Annotated in this window: 10 protein-coding genes; 2 read left to right on the forward strand and 8 right to left on the reverse strand. The window is 61.3% G+C overall.

Annotated features, from left to right (window positions below):
- Window positions 1-3 precede the first annotated feature (3 nt).
- Window positions 4-1185, reverse strand: coding sequence for an aromatic ring-hydroxylating dioxygenase subunit alpha (locus tag AX703_RS04045; RefSeq protein WP_062342831.1), 1182 nt, complete (start codon window positions 1183-1185; stop codon window positions 4-6).
- A 60-nt stretch (window positions 1186-1245) separates the two neighbouring features.
- On the opposite strand from AX703_RS04045, the gene AX703_RS04050 reads away from it, so the two are divergent.
- Complete coding sequence (locus AX703_RS04050) at window positions 1246-1860, forward strand: TetR family transcriptional regulator C-terminal domain-containing protein (RefSeq protein WP_062342833.1); 615 nt, start codon at window positions 1246-1248, stop codon at window positions 1858-1860.
- Here AX703_RS04050 and AX703_RS04055 read toward each other — a convergent pair.
- The 4 genes from AX703_RS04055 to AX703_RS04070 form a co-directional block, all read right to left on the reverse strand.
- A complete protein-coding gene (locus tag AX703_RS04055) occupies window positions 1841-3238 on the reverse strand; it encodes a M20/M25/M40 family metallo-hydrolase (protein ID WP_062342835.1) in 1398 nt (465 codons plus the stop codon). The two genes, AX703_RS04050 and AX703_RS04055, sit on opposite strands and share 20 nt — an antisense overlap.
- Window positions 3239-3370: 132 nt before the next feature.
- Window positions 3371-4225 carry a p-hydroxycinnamoyl CoA hydratase/lyase gene (locus tag AX703_RS04060; protein WP_062342837.1) on the reverse strand — a complete coding sequence of 285 codons (855 nt, stop codon included), beginning with the start codon at window positions 4223-4225 and terminating at the stop codon, window positions 3371-3373.
- Between the two features lie 29 nt (window positions 4226-4254).
- On the reverse strand, window positions 4255-5655 hold the full coding sequence (locus AX703_RS04065; RefSeq protein WP_062342839.1) for an aldehyde dehydrogenase: 1401 nt from the start codon (window positions 5653-5655) through the stop codon (window positions 4255-4257).
- A gap of 389 nt (window positions 5656-6044) precedes the next feature.
- Window positions 6045-7037 (reverse strand): NADPH:quinone oxidoreductase family protein, encoded by a 993-nt coding sequence (locus AX703_RS04070; protein ID WP_062342849.1) that lies wholly within the window; start codon window positions 7035-7037, stop codon window positions 6045-6047.
- A gap of 455 nt (window positions 7038-7492) precedes the next feature.
- Between AX703_RS04070 and AX703_RS04075 the strand changes: the two genes are divergently transcribed.
- Window positions 7493-7807, forward strand: a complete 315-nt coding sequence (locus AX703_RS04075) for a UrcA family protein (RefSeq protein ID WP_062342841.1) — start codon at window positions 7493-7495, stop codon at window positions 7805-7807.
- A gap of 94 nt (window positions 7808-7901) precedes the next feature.
- Here the strand turns inward: AX703_RS04075 and AX703_RS04080 are convergent, their stop codons facing one another.
- From AX703_RS04080 to AX703_RS04090, 3 genes are all read right to left on the reverse strand, one after another.
- Window positions 7902-8819 carry a response regulator gene (locus tag AX703_RS04080; RefSeq protein ID WP_039333832.1) on the reverse strand — a complete coding sequence of 306 codons (918 nt, stop codon included), beginning with the start codon at window positions 8817-8819 and terminating at the stop codon, window positions 7902-7904.
- On the reverse strand, window positions 8806-10209 hold the full coding sequence (locus tag AX703_RS04085; protein WP_231735365.1) for an ATP-binding protein: 1404 nt from the start codon (window positions 10207-10209) through the stop codon (window positions 8806-8808). The genes AX703_RS04080 and AX703_RS04085 overlap by 14 nt, the downstream gene beginning before the upstream one ends.
- 202 nt (window positions 10210-10411) lie before the next feature.
- Window positions 10412-10615, reverse strand: coding sequence for a hypothetical protein (locus AX703_RS04090; RefSeq protein WP_039333830.1), 204 nt, complete (start codon window positions 10613-10615; stop codon window positions 10412-10414).
- Between the last annotated feature and the right edge of the window lie 175 nt (window positions 10616-10790).

Below are 10790 nucleotides of genomic sequence, written 5' to 3' on the forward strand. Positions count from 1 at the left end.
TGATTACTTCTTCGACCAGCCAGCCGACGGAGCCCTGTGCAGTCGCGCCTCGGGCGTGATCGCGCGGATTTTGCGGGCGAAGCTGCGCAGGCACACTTCGCTCTTGCCAATCGGCCCTGCCCCGTAGGAGTTCGACGCCATGCCCTGCTGAATCCGTTCGATCAGCCAGGTATCTTCTGCATTGACCACCCGGTTGATCCGCCAATTTGCATAGCGCACCAGCTTCATCTCTCGGCGTTCGTCCGGTAGCGCAAAACACATCTCGCGCAGCACCGAAGTCGTGGGCGTCAACGGCAACCACTGCATGAAATCAATCTGGTCGGCATAGATATCGAACGCCATGTTCGGCCAGAGCTTGTAATACAGCCACCGGCGCTGCGATTGCTGCGGAAGATGCGGCACTTCTGGCAGGTGCGTCTGATAGAACCGTTCCCAGAAATTCGCCGAAGGCTTGTCGACAAGATCGCCCTTCATCCGGTCAACCCAGCCGTGGTCGGAGATCTCGTACGATTTCCCGAAAATGCGCGTCAGGCCATCGTGCGCAACCGGGATGTGCAAGTTGTCGGAATAATTATCGCCAACGCTCTTCCAGTTCACCTGCCTCTCGCGCAGGCGCACGTCGCCGATGCGGCGCATATCCTCAAACCGATAAGGCTCAACCTCTTCCTCGAACGGCGCCATCATTTCAGCGACGCTCGGGAAGCCTGCATCAACCAGACGCACGAACACAAAACCACGCCAGATCTCGACCGCAACCGGCACTAGGCCATTATCTTCGAGTTTCAGCGCCGGGTAATCCGACTTCATGGGCACGCCCGAAAGCCGTCCGTCAGGCTCGAATGTCCAGGCGTGATAGGGGCAGACCAGCTTTCTGGCACAACCTGCAGGGCCCTCGACAAGACGCATGGCGCGGTGGCGGCAGACGTTGGTGAAGGCGCGGATGACGCCATCGTCTCCTCGGATCGCGATTACGCTTTCGTTCAGGTAATCCAGCGTCCGGTATTCTCCGGCAGCGGCAAGGTCGCCTTCATGGCAGACGATCTGCCACGACGGCCGGATCACCCGCTCCATCTCGACGGCAAAGTACTCCGGATCGGTATAAAGCCAGCCCGGCAGGCTCCAGTCCGCGTCAGGATCGACTTCGTCCGATGAGATATGGCGGAATGCGCCGGATAGATCGCCCATGAACCCGAATCCAGATTGTCTGTTGAACAATCGTACAACAACGGGCAGATTGTTCAAGAGATGAGCGAAGCAGCAGCATCCCCCGCGTTCCGTCGCACAGAACCCGACGTCCGGCGCTTGAGCCTTATCGAAGCTTGTGCCCGCGTGCTTGCCCGCAACGGGGCAGCCGGGGCGAGCGTCCGTGCCATTGCGCAGGAAGCAGGTGCCTCGGTCGGCCTCGTGGGTCACTACTTCGGTGGCGTTGATGCGCTTGTTGCCGCAACGTACGAACATGTCGATCGCCGTGTTGCCGAAGCGCTCGACCTTGCAGTCGCCGAGGCCGGCCCCGCGCCTCAGGACAGGTTGGAAGCTTTCGTCACGGCCTCCTTTGCGCCGCCGATTGCAGATACGGCCCTGCTGGCCACGTGGATCGCGTTCTGGAGCCTTGTCACGGCACGCAAGGACATTGCTCGTCAGCATGACGAGCAATACGCCCTTTACCGCGCCCGGCTCGAAGCCCTGTTAGGAGATTGCGGCGTGCCTGTCTCGGCACGCCGTCGACACGCCATAGCGGTCACGGCGCTGGTGGACGGGCTCTGGCTCGAACTGTGCCTGTCGCCCGGGTGTTTCACAGCCGGAGAAGCGCGGGACATCGCCCGCGGCTTCCTCGCATCCATCACTTCGTCAGGTCGGTGATCAGGCTCAAGTAATAGGTGATCCCCGGACGGATGTTGGAGAGGCGAGTCCGCTCATTGAGGCCATGGGCGAACGACTCCGAGTCCTTCGCAAACGTCGGACTCAGGCCGTAGCTCGGCACGCCGACAGCGCGGAACCACATTGAATCAGATGCCCCAGATGATTGCGAGGGGATCAACGGCACACCGGGATAGGCCTTGGCCATCGCCTTCGCCACTGCGGCCATAAGATCAGGCCGTAGCGGCGATGCCGGCGAAGCCACCGACCCGACCGTGACATCGGTGACCTTTACCACCGGATCACCAATGACCTTGACCAGTTCCGCCATGATCTCTTCCTTGGAATGGCCCGGGAAGATGCGGCAGTTGATGTTGGCGAAGGCCCGCTGCGGCAGGGCATTTTCCGCGTGCCCACCGCCCAGCATCGTCGGCACACATGTAGTGCCAACCAGTCCGACCATGGCCGGATCGGCCCGCAGAGTAGCCAAGGCCGTCTCGTCGGCAGGATTGGCCGCAAAGGCGCGCATCGCAGCAGCTACCTCCGGCTTTTCGGTAAATGGCGCTGCCTTCTCGAACGCGGCCTTGGTGATTTCGTTCTGCTCGGCCTTGAACTTGTAGGCACCAACTTTCACCAATGCTTGCGAGAGTTGCACGATCGCATTGTCCGGCCGGGGCGCGGAACTGTGCCCGCCTGGATTGGTCACCTCCAGCCGATAGTCGGCATAGGTCTTCTCCGCGCCCTGCCAGGTCCAGAACAGAGGCTTGGCAGTCGCCTCGTCGAGGAGTCCGCCACCGCCATCAACATTGATGACCAATTCCGCGTTCTTCAGCTTCTCGGCTATGATCGCGCTGGTCTTCATCGTCGTTTCCTCGTCTCCGGAAAACTCGATGACGATGGTGCGCCTGGGCTTGAAGCCCTGTCGGCGCAGTTCGATGAGCGTCGAAAGGGCCAGCGCCCCGTCGAACTTCATATCGCTCGCGCCACGGCCATAGAGGATGCCGTCCTCAACCACTGGCACGAAAGGATCGCGCTCCCAATCCTCGCGCCTGGCCTCGACCACGTCCATGTGACCCGAGATCACCAGAGGTTTGAGCGCCGGATTGCTGCCCTTCCACGTCGCGATGATATAGGCGGTATCGTCCACCGGCGTGATCTCGATATCCGAGGTGCTCCAGCCGCCCGCCACCAGCGCGTCACCGAAAAGCCTGGCGACATCGATGGTCCTGTTGCCGTCCCCCCTCACCGAGCGAATGGCAATGGCCTTCTGCGACAGATCGAGTACCTGGGCCTCGGCCTTTGGATAAGTGGCCTCTTTCGCGATGGCGGGCATGGAACACGCAATGGAAGCGGCAAGGACAACGCAGAACTTGGGCGGCATGAGCAAGACTCCTCTACCACCAAGCTGACCTCTGGCGAGACTACAGGCAACCGCTTTTACTGGGCATATCAAATCAGAAAGGCCCCAGACGCGAATGCGTCCGGGGCCTTCCGAAACCCGTCTAGATGATGATCAGGCTTTAATCTTGCTCGTGTCAAACGTGCCGAGGCCGGGCTTGAAGCTCTTCTCATCCAGGAACTGGCGCGTGGCTTCCTTTCGAGCAGCGGCGCCGCCAAAGCTGTGCAGCGCTTCCTGCGCACGGATCTGGTACTCCAGACCGTTGTCGTAGGTCATGTCGACCATGCGGCGCATCGTCCACTTGGTTGCACGCAGGGCATGCGTGTCCTTCTTCTTGAGCGCTTCGCAAATCTCCAGAACGCGCGCTTTCAGCCTGTCAGCAGGGACGGCTTCGGTGACGAGACCCTGTTCTTCGGCCTGCTTGCCGGTAAGATTCTCGCCCATCATGGCGTGGTACATGGCCTTGCGGAACGGCATCAGTTCCTGGGCGACCTTGGATGCTCCGCCACCGGGCAGAATGCCCCAGTTGATCTCGGAAAGACCGAACTGGGCATCTTCAGATGCGATCGCGATGTCGCAGCCAAACAGAGGGCCGTAACCTCCACCAAAGCACCAGCCGTTGATCATCGCGATGGTCGGCTTCTCGTACCAGCGCAGACGCTCGAACCAGCCATAGCTCTCGCGCTGTGACTTGCGCACCGCTCCAAGACCCTGCGCCTCGGTCTCGCGGAAGTACTCCTTGAGATCCATTCCTGCGGTCCAGGCATCACCCTCGCCGGTCAGCACCAGAACCTTCACATCCTCGCGGAACTCGAGTTCCTCAAGCACCGCCTTCATCCGGCGGTTAAGCTTCGGGCTCATGCAGTTGCGCTTTTCCGGGCGGTTGAATTTCACCCAGGCAATGCCGTCTTCCACGGTGAAAGCGACGGTATCTTCTTCCGCACGCTCGGTCTTCTGCTGTTCGGTCATGGTCTTTCCTCTAGGGCAATCGTGCAAATTCAGATGGGATAATGGCCGGGCTGCGTCTCCATCGTGATCCAGCGCAGCTCGGTGAAACTGTCGATGCCGGCTTTGCCACCGAAGCGCCCGTATCCAGACGCCCCGACGCCGCCGAACGGCATTTGCGCCTCGTCATGCACGGTGGGGCCGTTCACATGGCAGATGCCAGACTTGATCTGCCGCGCCACGCGCAGGCCGCGTGCCGTGTCGCGGGTGAAGACTGCGGCCGACAACCCATACTCGGTGTCGTTTGCCAGTTCGATGGCATGGGCTTCGTCACGCGCACGGATAACGCCAACGACCGGACCAAAGCTTTCGTCGCGGAACAGCTTCATGTCCTGGGTGACGCCCGCGACGACATGCGCCGGCATCAAGACATTGTGCGTGGTCTCGCCTCCGGTCAGCAGTTGCGCTCCCTTGGCAAGCGCATCGTCGATCAGGCTCTTGCAGTGCGCGACTGTCTTTGCGTCCACCACGGCACCCAGCGGGGTCGTCCCCTCGCGCGGATCACCTACCGGCATGGCGGCTACCTTTGCCTTGAACTTCTCGGCGAAGGCGTCCGCAACAGAATCGACAACGATGATGCGTTCGGTTGACATGCAGATCTGACCCTGGTTCATGAACGCGCCGAACGCAGCTGCCTTGACGGCTTCATCAAGGTCGGCATCGTCCAGAACGATCAACGGGGCCTTCCCGCCCAATTCCAGCAGGCAGGGCTTGAGATGCTGCGCCGCGCGAACCGCGATGATCCTGCCCACAGCCGTAGACCCGGTAAAGTTGATGCGCTTCACCTGCGGCGCGTCGATCAGTGCCCCGACGACGTCGGCCGCATCCTTCGGGGCATTGGTGACGACATTGACCACACCTTCCGGGAAGCCAGCCTCGGCAAACGCTTCGATGATCAGGGCGTGCGTACGCGGGCACTGCTCCGAGGCCTTGAGGATCACGGCGTTGCCGCAGGCGAGGGGCACGGCGATGGCGCGAACGCCCAGAATGATCGGCGCATTCCACGGTGCAATGCCGAGGACCACCCCGACCGGTTCGCGCAAGGCCATGGCCACGCAGCCGGGCTTGTCCGAAGGGATGACCTCGCCTGAAATCTGCGTCGTCAGGGCGGCGGCTTCACGCACCATGCTTGCGGCCAGCCCGAGGTTGAAGAGCGCCCAGCCCTTGGTCGCCCCGATCTCGCCCATCATCGCCTCGACGAAGGCATCAGCGCGGCTTTCCAGCGCAGCAGCCGCCTTCATCAACACGGCGCGCCGGGCATTGGGCCCCATGGCCGCCCAAGCTGGAAATGCTGAAGCTGCACGCGCGGTGATTGCAGAAATATCCGACGCCTGCATGGCTTCGGCCGTCGAAGCTACCGCGCCAGTCATTGGATTGATGCGCTCAAACAGCATGTGCTCTCTCCCATTTCTGTTATGGGTTATAGCAATCAATGTCTGTGGTCGCAACAGGTCATTTGCAAAACCCCGCACCTGATCTTTTGTGCAGGGAATGCATCGTCAGCGCTCGGGGGCAGGATGAACAGCTTGGAGACGACGCAGTGAAATCCCCAAGAAATCCGGGCTTTCGACGCCGGGCAATCCCGCACACAAATGCACGCACCCACACACTCAATTGCAATAAACACAACTAGGTATGTGGCTTTCGCACTTGCACAAAGAGCGCAGTTGCCCCATTTCGGAGGGGCCTTTCAGGCATCCTCTCCCAAACTTTTCAGGGCCGCGCCGGCAACGGTGCGGCCCATTTTTTGTCTTTGTGCAGCCCTCGCGCTACGTGTCCCACGTCACCCGTGTGGCAGGACGACACTCCGCCCGATGACACTGCGTTCCTCCATGCCCTGGAACGCGAGCTTCCAGTCATCCAAGGGGAAGGCGGCGTGGACGTGGGGTTTGATCCTGCCTTGATCCGCAAATTCCAGGATATGCGCGATGTTCTCCCTGCCTCGATCGGGGAAGCGGCGCCCATATTCCCCTGCCCTTACGCCGACCACCGAGAACCCCTTGATGAGAGGAATGTTCGCACCGATCTGCGGAATCCGGCCGGCCGCAAAGCCGACAACCAGCAACCGACCGTCGAACGCGATGCAGCGCGTCGATTCATCGAACACGTCTCCACCGACGGGGTCGTAGACGAGGTCCACGCCTCTGCCGCCTGTAATGGTCAGCACCTGCTCACGGAAGCCCGCGCTGCCGTCGATAACGTGGGCGGGCTTGTAGAGACCGCCGATCGCTTCCCGTTTTTCCTGCGTGGAGGCCACGGCAATGACCTTCAGGCCAAGAGCCACCCCAAGATCGACGGCAGCCAGTCCCACGCCGCCAGCCGCCCCGTGCACCAACAACCATTCGCCTGCCTGCGCCACTCCACGACATACTAGTGCCACCCAGGCAGTCAGGTAGGCAGCCCGCAAGGCCGCGCCCTGGGCCATCGACAGCCGGTCTGGCAGCCTGAGGAGAGCTCCTTCGGGAAAACACCCGAATTGGGCGACCCCACCGGTGAGCATCCCTGCAATCACACGGTCGCCTTCGCGCCAAGGCCCATCGCTTTTCGCCCGAACCACTACGCCCGCAGCTTCCATGCCCGGAATGAATGGCAAGGCCGGTTTTGCCTGATACTCCCCGCGGGTCATCAGAAGATCGGGAAATCCAAGCGCTGCGGCTTCGATCCGTACCAGGACCTCGTCCGACTGCGGCTCCGGAATCGCGGTATCCACAATGCTAACACCGGACAGGTCGGCGCTCAGATTCTGGACCTGCAGCGCTCGCATCATTCTGGTCATCTCCATCTCCCCGGCAGAGCGTGACGCATTCCGATGGGCTCTCCAACTGCCACTTCTTGACCGATCACCAATAAAATTTCCTGCGCCATTGCTGCAGCGCACAAAGCAAATGGCCTAATGCGCATGGGTCCAGCGCCTTTCTGCAATCTTGATGAAGCCCATCCGCCAAATGGCTGACTTCTGCCAAGAATTTTGAACAAGCGTCCTAACTCGGCCTTCTCAGGTGGAGGAATCGTGCATGAAATCTCCGTTGCAGCCGCCGCCTAGATGCTGCGTGGCAACAGCGAAAACCCCGTAAATCCAAGGGTTTTGCAATAAAAATGGCTTGTCCGACGTGTGCCCTCAGCCTATTTTATGCACGGATCAACAAGCCGGGCAAAACCGCACGGTCCACCAAAATAAGCGAGGCCGAAAAACGGTACCCGCACATAAAGACAGTACGCAGGAGAATGCTCATGAAGACCTTTATCGCCGCCACTTTGGCGGTCGGCTTGCTGTCTGCGCCGCAGATCGCTCTTGCCGCACCTGCCCCACAGACCGTCAACATTGCCATCTCGGCCGACGGCCTCGACCTGTCGCGCGCCTCGGACATGCGCCGTCTTCGGAACCGCATTGCCGACGCCGCTGCAGAAGCCTGTGATCCGGCTGACCGCATGATCGTCACACCGATGCCTGATTATCAGTGCCGCCGTGCCGCGATTGCGAGTGTCGAACCGATGGTTCAGGAGCTTGCGCTCGCCGCCCGCAGCGGGAAGATGGCTCGCCGCTGATCGACCTTGGACCAGCCTCACGCTGGCGTGAAGTTTGGCCAGGGGCGCAACGCCGCCTGGAGGAGTGTTTCCCCTTCCGGCGGCGTGAGCGCCTTCAGGTGCCGAGCACCTTGATCGCGACCGCTGCCGCGGCAGCCCGTGTCTCTACACCCAGCTTCTCGTAGATGCGTTCGAGGTGTTTCTGCACGGTACGCGGGCTGATCGCCAGCACCTCCGAAATCATCCCGTTGGACTTGCCGTAGCTTATCCAGAGCAGCACTTCGGCCTCGCGGTCGGTCAACCCCAGCTTGAGCTGCAATTGGGACACGTCCGCCTTGGGATTGAGTTCGTTAAGCCGGATCAGCACTTCACTGTCGCGGTACTGTGCAATCACGACCAGTTCGAGCGCGCTTTCCCCTTGCTCGATCCGGACCGATGCCCCCGTGGCATTTCGCGCCAGCACGCGAAGCAAAGGCAGGCGGATCGCATCGGGCAACTGCCGCTCCTCCCGGCTCCATTCCGGGCTTACCCGAAGGATGGCGCGTTCGGCGAGTGGCGTGCACCAGAGGCAACCGCCCTGGGGATCAACGGACATCATCAGCCGTCCGGTTGCATCGAGGCCGGTAGCGCTCGCCTGCATCGCACGCGCATTGCCCAGATGCACTCGAACCCGCGCCAGCAGTTCGTGCACGTTGACCGGCTTGCGCAGATAATCGACGCCACCAGCTTCGAAGCCTTCGATCACATGCTCGCTCTCGGTAAGCCCGGTCATGAACATCACCGGCACGTGCGAAAGCTGCGAGCGTGCCTTGATCTGCCTGGTTGCGGCGAACCCATCGATTCCCGGCATCACGGCATCCATCAGGATCAGGTCGGGCACGACATGCTCAAGCAGGTCCAGCGCGGCGCCCCCCGATATGGCAACCAGCACCGTGATTCCCGCCCCTTCAAGTGCATCGGTCAGGAAACGGAGCGAATCCGGCTCGTCGTCGACGACCAGAACCGTATCACGACGCAAGTTATCGCCACTCATCGGGCAGGTCCTCCAGTATCCTTCCGATCCCGGCGAGATCAAAGCGGTCGAGATGATCGAACAGCCGCGTGGCTAGCGCTTCTGCAGCAGGATCAGCGGCCGCCAGCGACTTGATCTCTCCTTCAAGAGCCCTGACGTGACCGATCTGGACCAGCGCCTTCAACCTGTCGACGTGTTCGCGCGTTGCGGCCGAAACCTGAACGCTGTCACGCGCGCCAGTGCCAGTTTCCCGCACTTCAGGCATGATCCATTCCAGCTGAAGATGGCGCCCCAATGCGTCGAGCAGCGACCCCAGATCCACTGGCTTGAGCAGAAATGCATCGTGGCTGGCTTGTTGACCGGACAGACCGTGGCGCTCGAACGCGTTGGCGGACAACATCAGGATCTTGAGATCGCGTCCGCACATGGCGCGCAGACGTTCCACGACATCCCAACCCGACATGCCGGGCATGCTGACATCGCAGATTATGGCGTCGAAAGGCTGCGCATCGGCCAGTGCCAGCGCCGTGGCTCCATCACCCGCCTCTGCGACGTCGAAGCCGACCTCGGTAAGAACGGTGCGCAAGACACACAGGTGATCAGCGTCGTCGTCGACCAGCAGGATCGCGCGCCGGTCCCCCTTGTATCCGGCAGGGCGGACCTTGTCGGCCGCATGATCGACCATTCCCGCAACCTGCGGCGCCATGAGCTTGACCGTGAAGCAGCTCCCACGGCCAACCGCACTGTCCAGCTTGAGGTCGCCACCCAGCATGTTCACGACAGCGCGCGTGATGGCGAGACCAAGGCCCGCCCCTGTCTTCTCGGCCTCGGATGCAGCATCGGCACGTTCGTAGGGCGCAAAGATCTGCTCCTGCCGATCAAGCGCAATGCCGGGACCGGTGTCATGAACTTCGATCGTGGCGATCTGGCCCGACCACCGCAGCACAAGCCGGATTTCCCCACGCTGCGTGAACTTTACCGCGTTCGACACCAGATTGATCAATGCCTGTCGTACGCGCCGTTCATCAAGCCGCACGAACTCGGGCAGCCGGCCCTGTATGCTGCAGACGAACGACAGGCCCTTATGCGCCGCCAGTGGCGAAAACATCTCGGCTACCTGTTCAACCAGCGCCCCGAGCCGGATCACCCCGTTATCGACCCGGACCACACCCTGTTCGACCGAGGCGATATCCAGCAGGCCCTCGACGAGGTTGGTCAAATGTTCGGCGCTGCGGCGAATGACTCGCGCAGCCGCCAACGGATCGACCTGGGCGCCCCGCTCGACGAGCTGGGCATAGCCATAGATTGCGTTGAGCGGCGATCGTATTTCGTGGCTGACATTGGCAAGAAACCGGCTTTTCGCCTCGTTGGCCGCTTCGGCCGCAGCCAAGCGTGCGCGAAGCTCTGCCACCTGATCCTGCGTTTCCACTCGCGACTGCCGGGGCAGCCGTCGACCTGCCTGTGCCCCTTGTCTGCTCCGGCCGCGCCGGGAAGTCTGCATTTCAATGACCCCGCGTGCCTGTGTCGTTGTATGAGGCACGCGGCGATTGTGCACTGCAACCAGCTCGAACTCAAGCCCTGTCAAGCTGTGCCCGGCAGGGCAGATTGTCCCTTCAAATCAGTTGGTCTCGCTGCAACCGTTGCAGCAGGCGCACCGCGACGGAGTGGCGGATTGCCTTCCCCTCGCGCAGCTTTACCCATGTGTTGAGCCCGATACCGAAATGGTTCTGGATAACCTCTGGCTTCTGGCTCTTGAGGACGGACGCCATCTTGTGGACGACAGCGGGCTCGACTTGGGTGAGACGCGGCGTTGACATGTTCCCTCACGGGCTATGGTTTCTGCCGACACCATATTTTTTGCAGGGGCGAACAGGCATACGTCATTTGCCGCATCCCATTACTTGACATCTGTCATATTTTGGCGAGCCGGCCACCTTAGAGTCGGATTCGAAACTAATTCGTTGAATGACAGTGTCTTGCGGCACGCCGGAT

Origin of the sequence: Novosphingobium sp. CCH12-A3 (assembly GCF_001556015.1) — a bacterium.
Taxonomy (GTDB): Bacteria; Pseudomonadota; Alphaproteobacteria; order Sphingomonadales; family Sphingomonadaceae; genus Novosphingobium; species Novosphingobium subterraneum.

Coding starts and splice junctions, on each gene's coding strand:
- AX703_RS04065 (WP_062342839.1), bottom strand. CDS start 5,655: ATGCTGTTTGAGCGCATCAATCCAATGACTGGCGCGGTAGCTTCGACG.
- AX703_RS04075 (WP_062342841.1), top strand. CDS start 7,493: ATGAAGACCTTTATCGCCGCCACTTTGGCGGTCGGCTTGCTGTCTGCG.
- AX703_RS04055 (WP_062342835.1), bottom strand. CDS start 3,238: ATGCCGCCCAAGTTCTGCGTTGTCCTTGCCGCTTCCATTGCGTGTTCC.
- AX703_RS04050 (WP_062342833.1), top strand. CDS start 1,246: ATGAGCGAAGCAGCAGCATCCCCCGCGTTCCGTCGCACAGAACCCGAC.
- AX703_RS04080 (WP_039333832.1), bottom strand. CDS start 8,819: ATGAGTGGCGATAACTTGCGTCGTGATACGGTTCTGGTCGTCGACGAC.
- AX703_RS04090 (WP_039333830.1), bottom strand. CDS start 10,615: ATGTCAACGCCGCGTCTCACCCAAGTCGAGCCCGCTGTCGTCCACAAG.
- AX703_RS04060 (WP_062342837.1), bottom strand. CDS start 4,225: ATGACCGAACAGCAGAAGACCGAGCGTGCGGAAGAAGATACCGTCGCT.
- AX703_RS04045 (WP_062342831.1), bottom strand. CDS start 1,185: ATGGGCGATCTATCCGGCGCATTCCGCCATATCTCATCGGACGAAGTC.
- AX703_RS04070 (WP_062342849.1), bottom strand. CDS start 7,037: ATGACCAGAATGATGCGAGCGCTGCAGGTCCAGAATCTGAGCGCCGAC.